The sequence below is a fragment of the Pseudomonas sp. JAI120 genome (genome assembly GCF_014207255.1).
In the GTDB taxonomy this organism is placed as follows: Bacteria; Pseudomonadota; Gammaproteobacteria; order Pseudomonadales; family Pseudomonadaceae; genus Aquipseudomonas.
On the sequence record NZ_JACHCZ010000001.1, the window covers coordinates 1271574 to 1293278 of the forward strand.

Below are 21705 nucleotides of genomic sequence, written 5' to 3' on the forward strand. Positions count from 1 at the left end.
TTCGTCCTTCATTGGGGGCGCTTCGCACCCCAACGGGGGACAAGCCCGCTCGCCACAGGGGTTCCAGTTTGCTGTGCATCCAGAAGCGCATTTCAAATCAGATCCAACCGAGCCAGCTCCAGTAAGTCGCCGCAAACACCAACATCAACCCATACCCGATCAACGTCACCAGAATCCCCACCTTGGCAAACTGCCGCGCCGTAAACGTCCCGGTCCCCAGGCACACCATGTTCTGCGGCGCATTGATCGGCAGGATAAACCCGTAGCTCATCACAAACCCCAGCAGCATGGTCATGCCCAAGCGGTTGAACTCCCCCGGCAAGGTCTGCAACACCGCAATCAATATCGGCAACAGCGCCGAGGTCAGCGCCGTGGCGCTGGCAAAGCCCAGGTGGATCACGATCAAAAACGCCCCCAGGATCGCAAACACCCCCAGCGGCCCGACCTGATCCAGGCCGGTGTGCGCCACCACCTGGGAGCCCAGCCATTGCCCGGCCTGGGTGGTCAGCAGCGCGGTACCGAGGCTGATGCCCACGCCAAACACAATCACCGTGCCCCATGGAATGCGCGACTGCACATCCTTCCAGGTCATCACCCCAATCCCCGGCAGCAGCAGGAACACCAGCCCGGCGTAGGTGGTCGAGGTGGTGTCGAAAGGGTGCAGGCGCCCTTCCGTCGCCCATGCCAACAGCAACAACACCGACACCGTCAGCAAGCGTTTCTGCGGGCCGGTCATCGGGCCGATGTCCACCAGGGACTGGGCCACGGCTTCCTTGCCACCGGGGATGCTGTCGGTTTCCGGCGGCAGCAGCTTGATCACCAGGAACAGCAACACCGCCGACATGATCACCGCCCACGGCGCGCCGGCGATCAGCCAGTCGATCCACGACACGCGCTGGCCGAGCATCTTGTCCATAAAGCCCACGGTCAGCAGGTTTTGCGCGGCGGCGGTCTGGATGCCGACGTTCCAGATGCTGGTGCCCTGGGCCACCACGATCATCAGGCCGGCGGCGATGTTGGAGCGCTTGTCCACGCCAAACGCGGCGACCACGCCCATCATGATCGGCACCACACAGGCGCTGCGCGCAGTGGCGCTGGGGACGACGAGGCTGAGCAGGATCGTCACCGCAATCGCCCCAAGCAGAATGCCGCGGGTGCTGGTGCCGACGCGGGTCAGGGTCACCAGGGCGATGCGCCGGTCCAGGCCGGTGTGGGTCATGGCCGCCGCAATGAACAACGCGCCCGCCACCAGGGCCAGTGCCGGGTTGGAAAAGCCGGTGAGCGCCATGCTGATGGCCGGGCTGGAGCCGATCAGGTGGGTGGGGTCTTGCAGCGACGGTGCCGTGCCAAGCAAAAACGCCATGAGCGAGGTAATCATGATCGCGCTGGCTTCATAAGACACCGCCTCGGTGATCCACACCACCACGGCAAACGCGAGGATCGCCAGCATGCGCTGCCCAGCCACCGGTAAGTCGACGGGCATCGGCAACAGCAGCACGCCGACCATCACCAGTACACCGATCACCAGGCCCAGGGGCAACTTGAAGGATGCTGCGGTTGTTGCGGGGGCGTTCATGGCGGGCTCCGTCGGGCTCTGAATCAGAGCCCGCAGCATGGGGCAAAGCGCCGCAACGGGTGTTGACGGGTATCAACACCCTAGGTCAATAACTGGCTCAATACCGCCCGCAACTTGCCGGGCTTGAGCGGTTTGTTCAACAACGGCGCGTCCAGGCGACGCAGCACGCGGCGGCACTGGTCGGTGCGGTCGGCGGTGATGATCACGGCGGGGATGTTCTGCGCGAAATGCTCTCGCAGGTGCTTGACCACCGCACAGCCCACCACGCCGTGGTCAAGGTGGTAGTCGGCGAGGATCAATTCCGGTGCCCTGCCCTGCAGCGCCAGCAACGCCCCGGCCTGGTCGGTGGCAGTGATCACCTCACAGCCCCACTGCCCCAGCAGCGCGCGCATGCTGTCGAGGATGCTCACCTCGTTATCGATTACCAGCAAACGCCGCCCCGGCAGCGGGTTGCCCGTGGTCGGCAGCACCGGCAGTTGGCTGATCGCCAGGGGCATCTCTTCGCTGATGGGCACCTCGATACTGAACATCGAGCCACGCCCCGGCCACGAACGGACCGCCACCGGGTAGCCGAGGATCTCGGCGATGCGCTCGACAATCGCCAGGCCCAGCCCTACGCCTTTGCGGTCCGAGGCACGGCCGACGTCGAGCTGGTTGAACTCGAGGAAGATCGCATCGAGCCGGTCGGCCGCGATGCCGCGCCCGGTGTCCCACACCTCCAGGCGCAGGCGATCGCCACGGCGGCGCGCGCCGAGCAGGATGCAGCCCTCGTCGGTGTAGCGGCAGGCGTTGCTGAGGAAGTTACGCAGGATCCGCGTCACCAGGCGCAGGTCAGTGCGAATCGCATAATGGCCGGTACGCGCGCGCAGGTTCAGCCCGGCCGCCAGCGCCACCGACTGGAACTCCGAGACCAGCGGCGCAAACAGCTCATCCAGGCGATACAGCGCCACATCGGGCTTGACCGCCGCCTGGTCGAGCCGCGAAATATCCAGCAGGTCGGTGAGCAAATCCTCGGCGCCTTCCAGGGCCTGGTGCGTACGTTCCACCAGCACCTGCTCGACGCTGGGCAAGTTGCGTTCGCGCAGGGTCGAGATCAGCAGCCGCGCCGCGTTAAGCGGTTGCAGCAGGTCATGGCTGGCGGCGGCAAGGTATTTGTCCTTGCTGCGGTTGGCAGCTTCGGCGGCGTCGCGCGCATCGCGCAGTTCCTGCTCGACCTGCTCGCGCTGGGCGATCTGTTGTTGCAGGTTGCGGTTGGCTTCCAGCAGCTCATCGGTGCGCGCCGCCACGCGCTGCTCCAGCTCATCGTTGAGACGGATATAGCGGTTGCGCTCGGCCTCCAGCTCGTCGAGGCGCGCGGTGAGTTCCGGGTAGTGGCTCTTGCGCGCCGAGTGATTGCCCAGGCCCAGCAACCCGGCCAGGGCCTGTTGCTGGTCGTCAGAGCGCTTCGCCATATACGACCTCGACATCACGCTGGCTGGACTCGCGCGGGTTGGTGAGGATGCACGGGTCGTGCATCGCATGTTGGGACAGGAACGGAATATCCGCCACGCGCACCCCATGCAAACCGAGGGTTTCGTGAAAGCCGATGGCGTGCTTCAGGGCAATCAGATGCTCCACCAGCCGCCCGCGAATCTGCCGATGGCTGAGGCCCCGGCAATCGATGCCAAAGGTCTCGGCAATTACCTTGAAGCGCTCCGGCGCCGAGTTGTAGTTGAACGCCACCACGTGTTCCACCAGCACCGCGTTGCACAAACCATGGGGCAGGTCGAGAAACCCGCCGAGGCTGTGGGACATGGCATGCACCGCGCCGAGGATCGCATTGGAGAACGCCAGGCCGGCCTGCATGCTGCCGAGCATGATCTTCTCGCGCAGGGCAATGTCACCGGGGTTGGCGATCATCTGCACCAGGTTACCGTTGATCAGGCGCATGGCCTCCAGCGCATGGGGGTCGGTCAGCGGGCCGTGGCCGGTGGACACGAACGCCTCAATGGCATGCACCAGCGCGTCGATGCCGGTACAGGCGGACAGGAACGGGTCCATGCTCGCCGTGGTTTCCGGGTCGATCAGCGACACATCCGGCACCACCGCCTTGCTGACGATGGAGAACTTCATGCGTTCCTGCTGGTTGGAAATGATCACGAACTGCGAGACATCCGCCGACGTGCCGGCGGTGGTGGGGATCAGGATCAACGGCGGGCTCGGCACACGGATGGTGTCCACGCCTTCGAACTCGAGGATACAGCGCCCATGGGCGACCACAATGCCGATGGCCTTGCCGCAGTCCATGGGGCTGCCGCCGCCGATGGCCACGATCACGTCGCAATGGTTTTCCCGATACACCTCGGCACCGAGCATCACTTCTTCGACGCGCGGGTTGGGCGACACGGCGCTGTACAGGCAGTAGTCGATACCGATGGCCTGCAGGCTGGCTTCCACATCGGCGACCCAACCGGCAGCGATCACACCGGGGTCGCTGACCACCAGCACCTTGCGCGCACCAAAGGTCTTGGCGTAGTTACCGACGTTGTGCCGGCAGCCGGCACCGAAGATGATTTCAGGCGAGACGAATTTACGCAGAAGGCTCAGATTGGGGCTCATTGGAAAGCCTGTTCTTATTATTTTTGGGAGATGCGCTTCACACTAACCCATTCCGGGGCGAATGCAATCAGACCAAAGGGTCATTCCCAATACGGCACCGGCCAGCGCGAGGCTGGCCGGAGATGGATCAGCGGCTGGCGAAGTACATGGTCACTTCGAAGCCGATACGCAGGTCGGTGAAGGCGGGTTTGGTCCACATAGGGAGAGTCCTCTTGTTGTGCCGGAAGATTCCGGTAAGGGCATTAATGCATGGGGGGATGGGGGTGCGAATGCTACTTTCGAAGGAGCTCGCACCCGCATTGGTAGCGGGTATAAGCCGATCAAAATGTGGGAGGGGGCTTGCTCCCGATAGCAATGTGTCAGCCACATCACTGTTGACTGACCCACCGCCATCGGGAGCAAGCCCCCTCCCACAGGGGACCGCGTTGCAATCCGAGGGTTAGAAGAAACCCAACGGATTGATGTCGTAGCTCACCAGCAAATTCTTGGTCTGCTGGTAGTGATCGAGCATCATCTTGTGGTTCTCACGCCCCACGCCCGACTTCTTGTAGCCGCCAAACGCCGCATGCGCCGGGTACAGGTGATAACAGTTGGTCCACACGCGACCGGCCTTGATCGCCCGGCCCATGCGGTAGGCGCGGTTGATGTCGCGGGTCCACAGCCCGGCGCCGAGGCCGAATTCGCTGTCGTTGGCAATCGCCAGGGCTTCGGCTTCGTCCTTGAAGGTGGTGATACCCACCACCGGGCCGAAGATTTCTTCCTGGAACACGCGCATCTTGTTGTGGCCCTTGAGCAGGGTCGGCTGGATGTAGTAACCGCTGGACAGGTCGCCCTCCAGGCGCTCGGCCGCGCCGCCGGTGAGCAGCTCGGCGCCCTCTTCCTGGGCGATCTTGAGGTAGGAGAGGATCTTGTCGTATTGCTGTTCGGACGCCTGGGCGCCGACCATGGTCTCGGTGTCCAACGGGTTGCCGCGCTTGATCTTGACGATCTTCTTCATCACCACTTTCATGAAGTCGTCGTAGATCGACTCCTGCACCAGCGCCCGCGACGGGCAGGTGCACACTTCGCCCTGGTTGAAGAACGCCAGCACCAGGCCTTCGGCGGCTTTTTCGATGAACTGCGGCTCGGCCTGCATGATGTCTTCGAAGAAGATGTTCGGCGACTTGCCGCCCAGTTCCACGGTGGAGGGAATGAGGTTCTCGGCGGCCGCATGCATGATGTGCGCGCCGATGGGGGTCGAGCCGGTAAAGGCGATCTTGGCGATGCGCTTGCTGGTGGCCAGTGCCTCCCCGGCTTCGCGGCCAAAGCCCTGGACGATATTCAGCACGCCCGGTGGCAGCAGGTCATTGATCAACTCGGCAAACACCATGATCGACAACGGCGTCTGCTCGGCCGGCTTGAGCACGATGCAGTTACCGGCGGCCAGGGCCGGGGCGAGTTTCCAGGCGGCCATCAGCAGCGGGAAGTTCCACGGAATGATCTGCCCGACCACGCCCAAGGGCTCATGGAAGTGATAGGCCGCGGTGTGTTCGTTGATCTCGGCGGCGCCGCCTTCCTGAGCGCGGATGCAGCCGGCGAAGTAGCGGAAGTGGTCAGCGGCCAGGGGCACGTCAGCGTTGAGGGTTTCGCGCACGGCCTTGCCGTTGTCCCAGCTTTCGGTCACGGCCAGCACTTCGAGGTGCTGCTCGATACGGTCGGCGATTTTCAGCAGCACCAGCGAGCGATCCTGGGGCGAGGTCTTGCCCCAGGCGTCGGCGGCAGCATGGGCAGCGTCGAGGGCCTTGTCGATATCGGCGGCGTTGGAGCGCGGGAATTCGGCGATCACTTCACCGGTCACCGGCGAAGTGTTGGTGAAGTACTCACCGCTGAGCGGGGCGACGAACTCGCCGCCGATGTAATTACCGTAGCGCTGTTTGAAGCTGACGATAGCGCCAGGGGTGCCAGGTTGTGCGTAGATCATGTTAAAGCCTCTGTCTGGGTCCGGGCCTGTCGGTCAACAGGCGATGACCCGATAGTAAAGAGCCCCCGTTGCCGGGCGAATGCGCCGTTGGCAGGGGGGCACTTGTCATTTGGTCGTAGATTCAGTGTTTGGCGACCAGCTCTTTGGGCAGCTTGAAGGTCCAGAGCATGCCGCCCTGGTTGAAGTCCTTGATGCGCTTGGCCACTTCACCGCCCCACAACGGCACGGCGCCGCCCCAGCCCGAGAGCACCGAGACGTACTGTTCGCCGTCCATTTCCCAGGTCACAGGCGAGCCGAGCACGCCGGAGCCGGTCTGGAATTCCCAGACCTTCTCGCCGGTCTTGGCGTTGAACGCCTGCAGGAAGCCTTCCGGCGTGCCGGTGAACACCAGGTTGCCCTTGGTGGTCAGCACCCCGCCCCACAGCGGCGCGAAGTTCTTGTGGCGCCAGACTTCCTTGCCGGTCTTCGGGTCAATGGCGCGCAGCACGCCGATATAGTCTTCGTTCAATGGTTTGATAGTGAAGCCCGCACCGAGGAACGCCGCGCCTTTTTTGTAGGCGATGCCTTCGTTCCACATGTCCATGCCCCACTCGTTGGACGGCACGTAGAACAACCCGGTGTCGCGGTTATAGGCCATCGGCATCCAGTTTTTCGCGCCCAGGAACGCCGGTGCGACGAACACCGAGGTGCCCTTGGCTTCGCTGCCCGGGGCGCCAGGCCGGCTGGCGTCGTTGTAGATCGGCCGACCGTCCTTGTCCAGGCCGGTGGCCCAGGTGATCTTGTCGACAAACGGGAAACCACGGATGAACTTGCCGTTGGTGCGATCAAGCACGTAGAAGAAGCCGTTACGGTCGGCTGTGGCGGCGGCTTTGATCTCTTTGCCACCTTCCGTGTAGTTGAAGGAGACCAGCTCGTTCACGCCGTCATAGTCCCAGCCGTCATGGGGCGTGGTCTGGAAGTGCCACTTGATGGTGCCGTCGTCCGGGTTCAGCGCCAGGCGCGAGGACGAGTAGAGGTTGTCGCCAGGGCGCAGGTGCGAGTTCCACGGCGCCGGGTTGCCGGTGCCGAACAGCAGCAGGTTGGTTTCCGGGTCGTAGTAGCCGCCCAGCCACGGTGCGGCGCCGCCGGTTTTCCACAAGTCCCCGGGCCAGGTCTTGCCCGCCTCGCCACCGGAGATGCCGTTCTCCACCGCCTTGCCGTCCTTGTAGACGTAGCCCATATGGCCTTCGACCGTCGGGCGACTCCATAGCAGTTCACCGTTTTTCGGGTCATAGGCTTCGATCTTGCCCACCACGCCGAACTCGCCACCGGCCACACCGGTAATCAGCTTGCCGTTGATCACCAGGGGCGCGGCGCTGATGGAGTAGCCTTCTTTGTGGTCGGCGACTTTCTTGCTCCACACCACTTTGCCGGTGTCTTTGTTCAGCGCCACCAGCTTGGCGTCGAGGGTGCCGAAGAACACCAGGTCGCCGTACAGCGCCACGCCACGGTTGATCACGTCACAGCACGGGCGGATGTCATCGGGCAGACGCGCATCGTACTGCCAGAGCTTCTTGCCGGTGCGCGCGTCCACCGCGAACACCCGCGAGTAGGAACCGGTGAGGTACATCACCCCATCCTTGATCATCGGCTGCGCCTGTTGCCCACGCTGCTTCTCGCCACCAAAGGAAAACGCCCAGACCGGGCGCAGTTCCTTGACGTTGTCGACGTTCAGGGTGTCGAGGGGGCTGTAGCGCTGGCCCTGCACGCCCAGGCCGTTGGTGACGATCTGCCCGGGGTTTTTCGGGTCCTGGAGGATTTCCTCATCGGTGACCGAGGCCATGGCCTGGCCAGACAACAGGATGGCACCGAGCAACACACTCAAGGCGAAGGGTTGGCGGCGTGCGGGTTGGGTCATGACGGCTACCTCTGCGGTTTTTTGTTATACCCGGGAAATTTTCCCGGTCTGGTGCAGATTCTTGGGCGCAGGGGCAGTTGTCACAATTGACCGCAGTATCGAGTTTGCTAGTTCCTTAGTAGCGGGTCAGCGCGCCGAATCCACGCGTTGCATCTGTTCGCGCTCGTATCGCGGGTACAGGTGGCTGACGCTGCGGATCAGTTCATAGCGGCTCAGGCTGATAGCGGCGAAGCGTTCGGGGATGGGGCTGCGGATCATCTCGGCCATGTCGCTGCCGTGGGCCGCGCCGTCACGCAAAAGTTGATCGAGCCAGGTCAGGTAGTCGCGCATCTGCGTGAAGGGTTGCGCGTCGCTGGCCACCGGGCCATGGCCGGGCACGATCAGGGTCCAGGGCAAGGCTTGCAGGGTGCCGAGGTCGGCCAACCACACCGCCAGCCCCGGGCTGTTGGGGGTGGTGAGCGCGCGCTGGTAAAACACCAGGTCGCCGGCGAACAGCACGCCGGTGCTGTGGTCGAAGATCGCCAGGTCGGCGCCGGTGTGACCGGTGAGCGCGAGCAGGCGCAAGTCGTGGCGGCCGACGCTCAGCACACCGGGTTCCAGCACCTGGGTGGGCAACACCACCTCGGTGCCGCGCATCCAATCGCCGACCATGCGGTAGAGATTTTCCGCCATGCCGTCGCCCTGCTCGTGCAGCAATCGTGTGGTCTCGGCCAGGGCGCCGATGGGCACGTCCTTGAAGGCCTGGTTGCCCAGCGCATGGTCGGGGTGATGGTGGGTAATCAGCACCTGGATCACCGGCTTGGGGGTGACACGGGCGATGGCCTCGCGCATGGCTTCGCCGTAGCGCCGCGACGGCCCGGTGTCGATCACCACCACGCCAGCCTCGGTGACAATGAAGGCGGTGTTGACGATATTGCCGCCATTGGCCTTGGCAAAATTGTCGGTGCTGCCTTCAAGCAGCCAGGTGTCATCGGCGATCAACCGGGGCTTGAGGGCGTAGTCGAGGTCCGCCAGGACGGGCAGGCTCAGGCCCAGGCATAACAATAGAATCCAGCGCATGCCGCGCTCCTTCTGGTCAGGGGATGGCCGCGTCGAACTCATTGCCGCTGTTGTCGCGCAGCACCAGGCGGGTGGGCCCCGGCGCGTCGATGTCGAAGGCCAGGTTGGGGTTCTCGCTGACCGCCGGGAACAACTCAAGATCAGCCAGCACCTGGCCGTCCTGGCCGCGCAGTTGCGCATGGTTGATAAAAAACTCGGGGATGCCGCTGTCCATGCCGTTGTCCATCGGGTGCGCCACCTGCACACGTACGCGGCTGAACTCGCCACGCGGGTAACGGCCGCCGAGCACTTCGCCGATGTGCTCTTCCCAGCCCGGCTGGGTGCGCACCACGCTGGGCGCGGTGCAGCCGCCACCGGCAGCGTCGATCAGGGTCGAGCCCACATGCCACAGCCCGTCATCGGTGAGCACCGCCGCCCGCAACGGCGTGGCCTGCTCGATACGAATCCGCAGCGACAGCCACGGCAGCACGCCGGCCTTGGGTTGGAAGTCGACGATTTTCGGCAATGGGTTGAGCTCGGCCCAGGCGAGGATTTTCACCACATGGCCGTTGAAGGCGCGGGCGTCGATTTCCAGCGGCACCTGGCGCGCATCTTCGGCGAACGGCGGCGCGAGCAGCTTGACTCGGTCGTCGAACACGAACGGCGCCTCGGCCAGGAACTGCTTGTGATAGAACGCCCACATCACCGACGGCACCGGGTCGACCTCCACGGCGTGAGCCGCCAGCGGCAGCCAGCACGCCAAGATGCAGCTCAGTCGCCAGTTCATCGCCTGCTCCTATTGATACATCTCGGGGACTTCGTACTGCAGGCCGTAACGGGCATAGATGGCTTGTACCGCACCGTCGCGGATCAGGCCTTCCAGCGCCTCTTCCACCGCGTAGGCCAACTGGCGATTGCTCTCGTGCACCGCCATGCCGATCTCCCAGCGTTGCTTGCCCATGTTCGGGTAGGCGTTTTCGGCCAGGGCCAGTTGCGGGTCGTGGGCTTCATGCACCTGCCAATCGACTTCGCCGCGCATCGCCATCACCGCATCGACCTCACCGGCTTTCATCGCCGCAAAGGCCTGGGGGACGTCGGGGTAGTGATGGGTCTTGGCGGCGAGCATGCCGCTGAACACCGAGGTGAGGTAGAACGACGGCACGCTGTCGACTTCGACGCCAATCGGGTGCTGCTCGAACACCGCCACGCTGGCAACCCTGTCCAGGCGCCGACGGTCGTAAACCACCTGCCATTGTTCGTTCTGGTACGGCCCGAACATCACCACATGGCCGTTTTCCAGTTCGCCCTGGTCGTTGCGCTTCTGTGCGTAATCGTGATCGTAGGGCGCGCGCATCATCAGGTCGGCCAGTTGCTGGTTGTGCAACTGGCTGCCACGCCAGATGTAGTCGCGCAGGTCGTCGTCGAGCTTCTCGCCGGCCGGCGCCCAGATCAACTTGAGCTGCACCCCCAGCGCCGTGGCCAGGGCCTGGGCCAGTTCCACGTCGACCCCGCGCGCGGTGGCGCCGTCTTCGAAACTGTAGGGGGCAAAGTCCTTGTACACCGCCACGTTGATTTCGCCGGCGGCGATCATCTGGTCATAGCTGCGCACCTGCGCCTGTGCCGGCTGGCAACACAGCAGGGCCAGGCCAAGCACATAAGCGAACAGGCGCATGGCTTACTCCTCGACGTGCACGCTGTCCAGGTAGGTGCGCACGGCCCACAAGGCTTCCTGGCTCAGGTAGTCGGCCATTTTCGGCATGTACACGCGGCCGTCACGCACCGCGCCATGGCGCACGCGCTCGACGAACCATTCATCACCGGCTTCGCCCACATCGAGCATGCGCAGGTCGGGGGCGATGCCGCCGGACTTGGCTTCCAGGCCGTGGCAGGCGGCGCAGTTCTGGTTATAGGCGGACGAACCGATTTCCACGGCGCGGTCGTGTTCAGGCGAGGTACGGTACGGATTGACCGCCGCCCAGCCGTCTTCGTTGACCGGCACGCCCGCATCCTTGATCGAGGTCAGGCCCTTGGTTTCCACCGCTTGCGGGACCACGTTGCCGTGGGCCCAGGCAGAGCCCCCGGCGATCACACCGACCAACAGCCCGGCGACGAGCAAGGCATTGTGTTTTGTTGTCATTATTTTGCCCTCAGGATTGCACGCAAAACCTCATTGCAGAGGTTATGGCAACCATCTTAGAAACCCCGGGGCATGGGCCGTATGCTGCTTTGGTGGCCGCCCTCTCCTCCCTTGGTAGTAGGGCTTGTGGGGCACGCCTAAAACAGCGGCGCCTCGGGAAGTCTTCCCGGCCACAGCGGGACTTTTTCCGTATCCGCCCGGCGCCCCGGCGTTCCACCCTGTGCAGGCCAAAACCTCCACTGGGAACTGCAACCATGACAATAAGATCGCTACCCGCCCGCTCACCTTTAAGCCTTGCCGTGCAAGCCTTTGTGCTGGTGGGCAGCCTGTCCCTCAGTGCCGTAACGTTCGCGGCCGCCGACCCCGCCAAGCCGACGCACAATGTCACCTGGGAAGACATCGCCAACGACCACCTGACCACCAAAGACGTGCTGCAATACGGCATGGGCACCAACGCCCAGCGCTGGAGCCCGCTGGCCCAGGTCAACGACAAGAACGTGTTCAAGCTCACCCCGGCCTGGTCCTACTCGTTCGGCGATGAGAAGCAACGCGGCCAGGAATCCCAGGCCATCGTCAGCGACGGCGTGGTCTACGTCACCGGCTCCTATTCCCGCGTGTTCGCCCTCGACGCAAAGACCGGCAAGCGCCTGTGGACCTACAACCACCGCCTGCCCGACAACATTCGCCCGTGCTGTGACGTGGTCAACCGTGGTGCGGCGATCTTCGGCGACAAGATCTACTTCGGCACCCTCGACGCGCGCCTGATCGCCCTCGACAAGAACACCGGCAAAGTGGTGTGGAACAAGAAGTTCGGCGACCACGCCGCCGGCTACACCATGACCGGCGCCCCGGTGCTGATCAAAGACAAGGTCAGCGGCAAGGTGCTGCTGATCCACGGCAGCTCCGGCGATGAATTCGGCGTGGTCGGCCAGCTGTTTGCCCGCGACCCCGACACCGGTGAAGAAGTGTGGATGCGCCCGTTCGTGGAAGGCCATATGGGCCGCCTCAACGGCAAGGACAGCACCACCACCGGCGACGTCAAGGCCCCTTCGTGGCCGGATGACCCCACCACCGAAACCGGCAAGGTCGAGGCCTGGAGCCACGGCGGTGGCGCCCCTTGGCAGAGCGCAAGCTTCGATGCCGAGACCAACACGATCATCGTCGGCGCCGGCAACCCCGGCCCGTGGAACACCTGGGCGCGCACCGCCAAGGACGGCAACCCCCACGACTTCGACAGCCTCTACACCTCCGGTCAGGTCGGCGTCGATCCGAGCACCGGCGAAGTGAAGTGGTTCTACCAGCACACCCCGAACGACGCCTGGGACTTCTCCGGCAACAACGAGTTGGTGCTGTTCGACTACAAGGACAAGGACGGCAAGGTGGTCAAGGCCACCGGTCACGCTGACCGCAACGGTTTCTTCTACGTGGTAGACCGCAACAACGGCAAGCTGCAGAACGCCTTCCCCTTCGTCGACAACATCACCTGGGCCAGCCATATCGATCTGAAGACCGGGCGTCCGGTGGAGAACGAAGGCCAGCGTCCGGCCAAGCCATTGCCGGGTGAAACCAAAGGCAAACCGGTGGAAGTCTCGCCGCCGTTCCTGGGTGGCAAGAACTGGAACCCCATGGCCTACAGCCAGGACACCGGCCTGTTCTATATCCCGGGCAACCAGTGGAAAGAGGAATACTGGACCGAAGAGGTCAACTACAAGAAGGGCTCGGCGTACCTGGGCATGGGCTTTCGCATCAAGCGCATGTATGACGACCACGTCGGCACCCTGCGCGCGATGAACCCAACCACCGGCAAGGTAGTGTGGGAGCACAAGGAAGCGTTGCCACTGTGGGCCGGCGTGTTGGCCACCAAGGGCAACCTGGTGTTTACCGGTACAGGCGACGGTTTCTTCAAGGCCTTCGACGCGAAAACCGGCAAGGAGCTGTGGAAGTTCCAGACCGGCAGCGGCATCGTCTCGCCGCCGATCACCTGGGAGCAGGATGGCGAGCAGTATGTCGGCGTGACCGTCGGCTATGGCGGCGCGGTGCCGTTGTGGGGCGGCGACATGGCCGAGCTGACCAAGCCGGTAGCGCAAGGCGGGTCGTTCTGGGTGTTCAAGATCCCGAGCTGGGATCAGAAGACCGCGCAAAAATAACCCCTGCGAGAATGCCGGGCCGCCCTTTGTAGCAAGCGGGTTCCCTTGTGGTGAGCCCGCTCACCACAGGATCCCCAGAGGTTACACGATGAACTACCTGCCCTTGTTACTCCTGCTCTCCCTGCCCCTGGCGCACGCCGACGACGGCGACGACGCCCCGCTGATCATCAACGGCTGCACCATCGCCGAACACAGCCAATGCCCCGGCGCCAACCTCAAGGGCGCCAACCTGCGCAACCAGGACTTGAGCAAGATGAACCTGGCCGGCGCCGACCTGCGCGAGGCGGATCTGCGCCATGCCAACCTCGACCTGGCCAACCTGGAAAAAGCCCAGCTGCAAGGCGCCAACCTGACCCGCGCCAGCCTGCAACAGGCCAACCTGCGCCTGGCCAACTTCAGCGGCGCCACGCTGATGGCGATCCAGGGGTGGGGCCTGTTCGCCCAGGGCGCGCAGTTCGAAAACGCCAACCTCAGTGCGGCCTACCTGCAATTTGCGCGGCTGTCCGGGGCAAAAATGCACAAGGCCAACCTGCGTGCGGCCGACCTGGAGATGACCTGGCTGAGCAAGGCCGACCTGCAAGGCGCCGACCTCAGCGACGCCAACCTGCAGGAAGCCAAGTTCGGCGAGAGCAACCTGGAACAGGCCACCCTCACCGGCAGTCGCCAGCACTATGCGAATTTCCAGGATGCGAATATGGAGGGCTGCCAGGATTGCCCAACGACCTGGAATCGCTGAAACGACGCCATTGAAGTGTGGGCTTTGTGCACACCCGGTTATCCAACCACCCGCACCACCCCCATATCGATCCCCAAGTGCACCAGCTCGGCATGGGAACTCACCTGCAATTTGCTCTTGAGCAAGGTCAGGTGATTGGACACGGTCTTGCTGCTGATATTCAGCTGGTCGGCAATCGTTCGGGTGGGCGTGCCCCTGGCCAGCATCAGGAAAATCTCCAGTTCACGTGGGGTCATGCCCTGCAAGCGTTGATCACCGGGGGTATAGGCCAGTTCGGTGGCCAGGGCCTGTTCGATGTAGGCGTGGCCGTCGAGGATGCGCCGCACCGCTTCGATCAACACTTCGGGTGCCGAGGTTTTGGTCAGGTAGCCAGAGGCCCCGGCATCCAGGGCCTGACGCACCAGGGGCAGCTCGTCGTGCATGCTGAAAAACAGCACACGCAGGTGCGGCAGACGCTGGCGCAGACGGCGGGTGGTTTCCAGGCCGCTGATGCCCGGCAGGCCGAAGTCCATGATCACCAGGTGCGGCAGCGCTTCCTGGACCCGGCTCAACGCTTCTTCACCACTGGCAGCCTCGCGCACTTCAACGGCCGGCAGCAGCGCGCGCAGCAGGCTGGCATAGCCCTGGCGCACCACGGCGTGGTCATCCACCAACAGAATATTCATGAGGCCTCCAACGGCATGTTCAACGCCAACGCCCAGCCGGCGCCGGGCTGGCTGATGATCTTCAATTCGCCGCCCAGGCAGCGGGCGCGTTCGGCCATCGAATACAGGCCCACACCCGGCCGCTGGGGCGTTTCTGCACCGCGACCGTTATCACGCACCCACAGGCGCAGGCGCGAACCGTGATGTTGCAGGCGCACGTGCACCTGGCTGGCGTCGGCATGCCGCAGGATGTTGGTCAGGGCTTCCTGGAGCAGGCGGTACAGATGGGTCTTGCTGGCGCCGGGCAACAGCGGCAGGTCCGTACTGACTTGCAGGTGGCAGGGAATGCCGTGGCTGGCCTGCCACTGCGTGACCAACATCGAAAACGCCTCGGCCATCGGCAGGTGTTGCAGGGCCACCGGATAGAGATCGTGGACCAGCGCCCTGAAGCCTTGCTGCAAGTGCTCGCAGTGATCTTCCAATTGCGCCACCGTGGACGCCAGCAGATGCGGCTGGTCGGTAACCAGCCGCAACAGGCAGGCCTGGGCGCGAATGCCGGCCAGGTATTGGCCGAGGTCATCGTGCAGGGTCTGGGCCAGGTGGGTGCGCTCCTGCTCCTGCACCGCCAGCAGGGTCTGGGTGAGCCGGGTGTTATCGGTGCGCGCCTGCTCCAGGGCGTCGGTCATGCGGTTGAAGTGCAGCGCCAATTGCCGTGCTTCCGGCGCGCCTTCACTGCGCAGGCGCACGTTAAGCTGGCCGGCGCACACCTGTTGCAGCGCGCGCAGCAATTCATCCAGCACGCCCATGCCACGGCGCACTGCCCAGCGGATGGTCAACAGGCTCAGCACCAGGGCCAGGGCGCACAGGCCCAGCAGTTGTTGCAGGGAGTCCCAGACCTCGTCGATTTCATCCCGTGGGTCAACGGCGATGGACACGCGCCGACCGTCCGGCAAGTCCAGCACCTGGGCACTGCGTCGTGCCTCGGCAAACAGCAGGCGCCCGAGCCAGGCGTCCAGCCCGTCCGGCGCCGGCGCTTGCGCGGTGTCGCCGCTCGCCAGCCAGTGCACACGTACATGGCGCAAACTCGCGGTGAGGTGGGGTTGCAGGCTGGCCGGGTCGCGCTCGGCGGTTTCGCTCAGGTAGTGCACCACCGCTTCGGCCGATTGCAGCTCGCGCTCCACATCGGCCAGGGCCTGGTGCAGCAACAGCGCGGTGCAGGCGCAGGTCACCAGGGCGAAGAAGCCGCACACCCACAGGTTGATGCGCCACAGGGCCGACAGGCCGGGCCGGGCGGTGAAAACGCGCATGCTCGTGTCACTCCTGTGAATGAGACCGGTAGGGACCCATGCTAAAACCGCACCCGCTGCGCGTGGCTACTACCTTGGTACTGCCCCAGCGCTACTTTCTGCATATTTGCAGCGACGTTCAGGGTTCCTATGCTGGCGCTACCTGTCATGGAGTGCCTTATGCGCCAGCTCGCCCCCTACGCCGTGATCTGCCTGCTGGCAATCGCCTGGGCCGCCACCGGCCAGGCCGCTGAAGCGCCCTTGCAGGTGCAGATCGGCTACCTGGGTTATCGGCCCGATCCGGGGCCGCTGCTGTCGAATGTGATTCCCGAGCCCGCCGATGCCGGGCAGCGCGGCGCTGAACTGGCGATCATCGACAGCAACAGCACCGGCGCCTTTCTCAACCAGCGCTACAGCCTGACGACCGCCACGGTAGACACCCCAGACGCCCTGCTCGCCGCCGCCCAAGCGCAGCATGCCCAGGGCCTGCGCCTGTTCGTGGTCAACGCGCCCGCCGCCAGCCTGCGCCAACTCAGCGCGGCGTTGCCCGACAGCCTGCTGTTCAATGCCGGCAGCCCAGATGACAGCCTGCGCAGCACCGACTGCCTGGGCAACGTGCTGCATACCCTGCCCAGCCGCGCGATGCTTGCCGATGCGCTGGCGCAGTTCCTGGTAGTGCGCAAATGGCAGAAAGCGCTGTTGATCGTCGGCCCCACCGAGGATGACCAGGCCTACGCCGCCGCCCTGCGTCGCGCCGCCAAACGCTTCGGCGTGCAGCTGGTGGCGGAAAAAGCCTGGCGTTTCGACAACGACCAACGCCGCAGCGCCCAGGCGGATATGCCGCTGTTCACCCAGACCGCCGAATACGACGTGGTGCTGGTGGCCGACGAGCGCGGCGACTTCGGCGAGTACGTGCCCTACCAGACCTGGTACCCGCGCCCCGTGGCCGGCACCCAGGGTCTGACGCCCACCGGCTGGCACAAAACCGTCGAGACCTACGGCGCCGCCCAATTGCAGAAACGCTTCGAGGCCCTGGCCGGGCGCTGGATGAACGACCGCGACTTCGCCGCCTGGATGGCCGTGCGCAGCATCGCCAGTGCAGTGAGCAAGTTGCGTCAGGTCGAGCCCATGGCGATCCGTCAACTGGAAATCAGCGAGCAACTGCCCCTGGATGGTTTCAAGGGCCGCAAGCTCAGCTACCGCCCCTGGAACGGCCAATTGCGCCAACCGATTCCCATCGTGCAGCCCCGCGCGTTGGTCAGCACCTCGCCCCAGGACGGTTTCCTGCACCCCACCAACGAAATGGACAGCCTGGGCTATGACAAACCCGAGGTGACCTGCCGCTTCCCTTGATCACCTACCCACAATAATAAGGAATCCGCCATGCGCCGCACCCTGCTCTCATGCGCCCTGCTGCTTGCCGCCGGGCACGCCGTGGCCAGTACCGCCTGGGTCTCCAACGAGAAAGACAACAGCCTGAGCCTGATCGACATGCAGACCCTGCAGGTCACCGACACCCTCAAGGTCGGCCAGCGTCCGCGAGGCTTGCTGCTGTCCCATGACAATAAGCTGCTGTACATCTGCGCCAGCGACTCGGACCGCGTGCAGGTGATGGACGTGGCCACGCGCAAGATCATCAAGGAACTGCCCTCCGGCAAAGACCCCGAGCAGTTCGCCCTGCACCCCAATAACCGCTGGCTGTACGTGTCCAACGAAGACGACGCGCTGGTCACCGTGATCGACACCGAGACCGCCAAGGTGCTCGGCCAGATCAACGTCGGCGTCGAACCCGAAGGCATGGCCGTGAGCCCGGATGGCAAGTGGGCGGTAAACACCAGCGAAACCACCAACATGCTGCACTGGATCGACACCAGCACCCAGACCCTGGCCGACAGCACCCTGGTGGACCAGCGCCCGCGCTTCGTCGAGTTCAACCACGATGGCTCGCAGCTGTGGGCCTCGGCGGAAATCGGCGGCACCGTGACCATCCTCGACGTAGCCAGCCGCGCGATCCTCAAGACCCTGACCTTCAAGATCAAGGGCGTGCACCCCGACAAAGTCCAGCCGGTCGGCATCAAGCTCAGCGCCGACGGCAAGTACGGCTTTGTCGCCCTCGGTCCGGCCAACCATGTGGCCGTGATCGACGCCAAGACCTTCGAGGTCCTCGACTACCTGTTGGTGGGCCGCCGCGTGTGGCAGATGGCATTTACCCCGGACGAGAAACAGTTGCTGGCCACCAACGGCGTGAGCGGTGATGTGTCGGTGATCGATGTGGACAGCCTCAAGGTGATCAAGTCGGTGAAGGTCGGGCGTTATCCGTGGGGCGTGGTGGTCACGCCATGAACGCCCTGGAGGTGCGCGACGTGAGCTTCGCCTACGGCGCACGGCAGGCCTTGTGCGAGGTGGGTTTCAGCCTCGCACCGGGGCGCTTTGCGGCGCTGCTGGGGCCCAATGGCGCCGGTAAATCCACCTTGATCGCCCTGCTCACGCGGCTGTATGACCTGCAAAGCGGCGACATTCGCGTGGGCGGTCATTCCCTACGTGAGGCGCCGCGTGCAGCCCTCACCCAGCTGGGTGTAGTGTTCCAGCAAAGCACCCTGGACCTGGATTTGAGCGTGGAACAGAACCTGCGCTACCACGCCGCGCTGCACGGTTTATCACGGCGCCAGACCGACCTGCGCGTAGCCGCCGAACTGGCACGCCAGGCCCTCACCGAACGGCGCCGCGAAAAAGTCCGCGAGCTCAACGGCGGGCATCGGCGCCGGGTGGAAATCGCCCGGGCGTTGCTGCATGAGCCGCGCTTGCTGCTGTTGGATGAAGCCAGCGTCGGCCTCGACCCGGCCAGCCGCCTGGCGCTTAACCAGCACGTGCGCAGCCTGTGCCTCGAACAGGGCATCAGCGTGCTGTGGACCACCCACCTGCTCGACGAAGTACAGGCCGACGATGCGTTGATGATCCTGCATCAGGGCCGTCTGGTGGCCAGTGGGCAAGTCGATGCCTTGATCGCGCAACAAGGCGGCGACCTCGGCAGCGTGTTCGCGCGCTTGACGCGCCCCACCACGACGGAAGCTGCGGCATGAACGCTTACTGGCAATGCCTGCGCGGCATCGTCCTGCGCGAGTGGCTGCGCTTTGTGTTGCAGCGCACGCGGTTTCTCAGTGCGCTGGTGCGGCCATTGCTGTGGCTGCTGGTGTTCGCCGCCGGGTTCCGCGCCGCGTTGGGCATCTCGGTGATCGAACCCTACGACACCTACATCCCCTACGAGGTGTACATCATCCCGGGGCTGGCCTGCATGATCCTGCTGTTCAACGGCATGCAAGGCTCGCTGTCGATGGTCTACGACCGCGAGATGGGCAGCATGCGCGTGCTGCTGACCAGCCCGTTGCCGCGCACGTTTTTGCTGTGCAGCAAGCTGTTGGCCACCGCGCTGATTTCGCTGTTGCAGGTGTATGGGTTCCTGGCGATCGCCTGGGTGTACGGCGTGCAACCGCCGCCCATGGGACTGTTGATCGCCCTGCCGGCGTTGCTGCTGGTGGCCTTGATGTTGAGCGCCCTGGGCCTGTTGCTGTCGAACGCGATTCGCCAGTTGGAGAACTTCGCCGGGGTGATGAACTTCGTGATCTTCCCGCTGTTTTTCCTGTCGTCGGCGCTGTACCCGTTGTGGAAGATGCGCGACTCCAGCGAATGGCTGTACTGGCTGTGCGCGGTCAACCCGTTTACCCACGCCGTGGAGCTGGTGCGCTTTGCCCTGTACGAACGCTTCGCCGGCCTGGCCTTGGCAGTGTGCCTGGGCTTGACCGTGCTGTTCGCGGTGTTGGCGGTGCTGACGTTCAATCCCCAGCATGCGGCGTTGCGCAAAAAGGGCTGAAGGCGGCAAAAACTACTACTTTAGTACTGGTTTTCCTGTCTATCGTCGCATTCCCAAGGGCTCGGGACTCACGTGTAATGCGCGCATAACGATAAGGATCGCCCTGCCATGCTGTACGCCCGACTGCCTCTGTTGGCACTGCTGTGCCTGTTCGTCGCTAACGTTCAGGCCGACACTCCACTGTTTTCCGCCGACGGCTACCGCATCAGCCTGTACCGCAGCCCCACGCCCGACCACCTGCCAGGCGCCACGATTGTCGACACTGCGGCCCTGCAAACCCTGCTCAGCCAAACACCCGCGCCCGTGCTGATCGACGTGTACCGCCGCCAGTGGCTGCAAGGGCGCTTCATCGAAGACCAGCCCCACGCCAACCTGCCCGGCAGCCACTGGCTGGCCAATACCGGCGACGGCGACCTGACGCCGGAGTGGCAAAGCTATTTCGTGCGCCACTTGTATACCTACAGCGGCGGCGACCTCAAGCGACCGTTGGTCTTCTATTGCCGCGCCGATTGCTGGCTGAGTTGGAACGCGGTAAAACGTGCCGCCAACCTCGGCTATACCTCTGTGTACTGGTATCGCGACGGCCTGGATGCCTGGGAAGCGGCGAAGCTGCCGGTGACGGTCGCCCAACCCGAGCCATTTCAAACATCACAATAAGAAAGGTGAACGGCCATGTACAAAATCCTGATTGCCGACGATCACCCACTGTTTCGCGAAGCGATCCATAACGTCATCAGCGACGGCTTTCCCGGCAGCGAAGTGATGGAAACCGCCGACCTCGACAGCGCCCTGGCGCTGACCCAGGAACACGACGACCTCGACCTGATCCTGCTCGACCTGAACATGCCCGGCATGCACGGCCTCAATGGCCTGATCAACCTGCGCAACGAGGCGCCGACCATTCCGGTGGTGATCGTCTCGGCCGAGCAGGACAAGCAGGTCGTGCTGCAAGCCATCACCTATGGCGCCGTGGGTTTTATCACCAAATCCTCGCCGCGCCTGCAAATGACCGAGGCGATCCAGCAGATTCTCAACGGCAACGTGTACCTGCCGCCGGACATCATCCGCACCCAGAAGCCCGGCACCCACCGGCGCCTCAACGAAAACCCCGGCTTCGCCCCCGAACTGCTGCAAGCCCTGACACGCAAGCAATTGCTGGTGCTGGAACGCATGACCAAGGGCGAGTCGAACAAACAGATCGCGTACACCCTGGAAATTGCCGAGACCACGGTGAAGGCTCACGTGTCGGCGATCCTGCGCAAATTGAACGTGCATAACCGGGTGCAGGCGATCCTCAGTGCCGGGGATATCGATTTCGGCTCGTACCTGCGCCGCTGACCCGTCTGACACAACACAAATCAAAGCTGAGAGGGGGCTTGCCCCCGATAGCTGTGGACCAGTCGACATCTGCTTGGCTGAAACACCGCCATCGGGGGCAAGCCCCCTCCCACATTGGTTCTCCGTTTATCAGGGCCGGCCGAGTAAGTGGCTCATGGCAGTCTTGAGCTTGATCAGACGTACCTGCGACGCCAATCTTCCAGGCACAACACTGGTCAAATGTGGGAGGGGGCTTGCTCCCGATGGCGGTGCATCAGTCAGTTATGATGTCGACTGACCCACCGCTATCGGGGGCAAGCCCCCTCCCACACTGGATCTCCGTTTGTCAGGGCCGGCCGAGTAAGTGGCTCATGGCAGTCTTGAGCTTGATCAGACGTACCTGCGCCGCCAATCTTCCAGGCACAACACTGGTCAAATGTGGGAGGGGGCTTGCTCCCGATGGCGGTGCATCAGTCAGTTATGATGTCGACTGACCCACCG

Annotated in this window: 20 protein-coding genes; 8 read left to right on the forward strand and 12 right to left on the reverse strand. The window is 63.9% G+C overall.

Annotated elements, in window-relative coordinates; translation table 11 throughout:
• Window positions 1-97 precede the first annotated feature (97 nt).
• The 10 genes from HDC32_RS05840 to pedF all read right to left on the reverse strand — a co-directional run bounded on the left by HDC32_RS05840 (window position 98) and on the right by pedF (window position 11206).
• Window positions 98-1576 carry a DASS family sodium-coupled anion symporter gene (locus HDC32_RS05840; RefSeq protein ID WP_145336152.1) on the reverse strand — a complete coding sequence of 493 codons (1479 nt, stop codon included), beginning with the start codon at window positions 1574-1576 and terminating at the stop codon, window positions 98-100.
• 80 nt (window positions 1577-1656) lie between these two features.
• Complete coding sequence (locus HDC32_RS05845; protein WP_145336154.1) at window positions 1657-3027, reverse strand: hybrid sensor histidine kinase/response regulator; 1371 nt, start codon at window positions 3025-3027, stop codon at window positions 1657-1659.
• Window positions 3011-4174 (reverse strand): alcohol dehydrogenase-like regulatory protein ErcA, encoded by a 1164-nt coding sequence (gene ercA, locus HDC32_RS05850; RefSeq protein WP_090405974.1) that lies wholly within the window; start codon window positions 4172-4174, stop codon window positions 3011-3013. The genes HDC32_RS05845 and ercA overlap by 17 nt, the downstream gene beginning before the upstream one ends.
• A 127-nt stretch (window positions 4175-4301) precedes the next feature.
• A complete protein-coding gene (gene pqqA, locus HDC32_RS05855; protein WP_010209364.1) occupies window positions 4302-4373 on the reverse strand; it encodes a pyrroloquinoline quinone precursor peptide PqqA in 72 nt (23 codons plus the stop codon).
• Between the two features lie 240 nt (window positions 4374-4613).
• Window positions 4614-6134 (reverse strand): aldehyde dehydrogenase family protein, encoded by a 1521-nt coding sequence (locus tag HDC32_RS05860; RefSeq protein WP_010209363.1) that lies wholly within the window; start codon window positions 6132-6134, stop codon window positions 4614-4616.
• A gap of 121 nt (window positions 6135-6255) precedes the next feature.
• The gene (locus HDC32_RS05865; RefSeq protein ID WP_010209362.1) at window positions 6256-8031 is read right to left on the reverse strand and encodes a PQQ-dependent methanol/ethanol family dehydrogenase; all 1776 of its coding nucleotides are present in this window, start codon (window positions 8029-8031) and stop codon (window positions 6256-6258) included.
• A gap of 126 nt (window positions 8032-8157) precedes the next feature.
• Window positions 8158-9090 carry a quinoprotein relay system zinc metallohydrolase 1 gene (locus HDC32_RS05870; protein ID WP_184742894.1) on the reverse strand — a complete coding sequence of 311 codons (933 nt, stop codon included), beginning with the start codon at window positions 9088-9090 and terminating at the stop codon, window positions 8158-8160.
• A 16-nt stretch (window positions 9091-9106) separates the two neighbouring features.
• On the reverse strand, window positions 9107-9856 hold the full coding sequence (locus HDC32_RS05875) for a quinoprotein dehydrogenase-associated SoxYZ-like carrier (protein ID WP_184742898.1): 750 nt from the start codon (window positions 9854-9856) through the stop codon (window positions 9107-9109).
• Between the two features lie 9 nt (window positions 9857-9865).
• Entirely contained in the window at window positions 9866-10741 is an 876-nt protein-coding gene (locus tag HDC32_RS05880; protein WP_184742901.1) for an ABC transporter substrate-binding protein, read from the reverse strand.
• A gap of 3 nt (window positions 10742-10744) precedes the next feature.
• Window positions 10745-11206 carry a cytochrome c-550 PedF gene (pedF, locus tag HDC32_RS05885; protein ID WP_027606205.1) on the reverse strand — a complete coding sequence of 154 codons (462 nt, stop codon included), beginning with the start codon at window positions 11204-11206 and terminating at the stop codon, window positions 10745-10747.
• A 254-nt stretch (window positions 11207-11460) separates the two neighbouring features.
• Between pedF and exaA the strand changes: the two genes are divergently transcribed.
• Complete coding sequence (exaA, locus tag HDC32_RS05890) at window positions 11461-13353, forward strand: quinoprotein ethanol dehydrogenase (protein WP_184742904.1); 1893 nt, start codon at window positions 11461-11463, stop codon at window positions 13351-13353.
• Between the two features lie 88 nt (window positions 13354-13441).
• Window positions 13442-14089 (forward strand): pentapeptide repeat-containing protein, encoded by a 648-nt coding sequence (locus HDC32_RS05895; RefSeq protein WP_131698167.1) that lies wholly within the window; start codon window positions 13442-13444, stop codon window positions 14087-14089.
• A gap of 38 nt (window positions 14090-14127) precedes the next feature.
• Here the strand turns inward: HDC32_RS05895 and HDC32_RS05900 are convergent, their stop codons facing one another.
• Window positions 14128-14754 (reverse strand): response regulator transcription factor, encoded by a 627-nt coding sequence (locus tag HDC32_RS05900; protein WP_145336167.1) that lies wholly within the window; start codon window positions 14752-14754, stop codon window positions 14128-14130.
• Window positions 14751-16013 (reverse strand): sensor histidine kinase, encoded by a 1263-nt coding sequence (locus tag HDC32_RS05905; protein WP_184744111.1) that lies wholly within the window; start codon window positions 16011-16013, stop codon window positions 14751-14753. The genes HDC32_RS05900 and HDC32_RS05905 overlap by 4 nt, the downstream gene beginning before the upstream one ends.
• A gap of 186 nt (window positions 16014-16199) precedes the next feature.
• Between HDC32_RS05905 and HDC32_RS05910 the strand changes: the two genes are divergently transcribed.
• From HDC32_RS05910 to HDC32_RS05935, 6 genes are all read left to right on the forward strand, one after another.
• Window positions 16200-17372 carry an ABC transporter substrate-binding protein gene (locus HDC32_RS05910; protein WP_184742907.1) on the forward strand — a complete coding sequence of 391 codons (1173 nt, stop codon included), beginning with the start codon at window positions 16200-16202 and terminating at the stop codon, window positions 17370-17372.
• Window positions 17373-17402: 30 nt separating this feature from the next.
• On the forward strand, window positions 17403-18362 hold the full coding sequence (locus HDC32_RS05915) for a YVTN family beta-propeller repeat protein (RefSeq protein ID WP_184742910.1): 960 nt from the start codon (window positions 17403-17405) through the stop codon (window positions 18360-18362).
• Window positions 18359-19099: an ABC transporter ATP-binding protein gene (locus HDC32_RS05920; protein WP_184742913.1), complete on the forward strand. Its 741-nt coding sequence runs from the start codon at window positions 18359-18361 to the stop codon at window positions 19097-19099. Before HDC32_RS05915 ends, HDC32_RS05920 begins: the two co-directional genes overlap by 4 nt.
• Window positions 19096-19887 (forward strand): ABC transporter permease, encoded by a 792-nt coding sequence (locus HDC32_RS05925; RefSeq protein ID WP_145336173.1) that lies wholly within the window; start codon window positions 19096-19098, stop codon window positions 19885-19887. Before HDC32_RS05920 ends, HDC32_RS05925 begins: the two co-directional genes overlap by 4 nt.
• Window positions 19888-19995: 108 nt before the next feature.
• The gene (locus HDC32_RS05930) at window positions 19996-20544 is read left to right on the forward strand and encodes a PQQ-dependent catabolism-associated CXXCW motif protein (RefSeq protein ID WP_131698171.1); all 549 of its coding nucleotides are present in this window, start codon (window positions 19996-19998) and stop codon (window positions 20542-20544) included.
• A gap of 15 nt (window positions 20545-20559) precedes the next feature.
• Entirely contained in the window at window positions 20560-21225 is a 666-nt protein-coding gene (locus HDC32_RS05935; protein ID WP_010209341.1) for a response regulator transcription factor, read from the forward strand.
• Window positions 21226-21705: the final 480 nt, after the last annotated feature.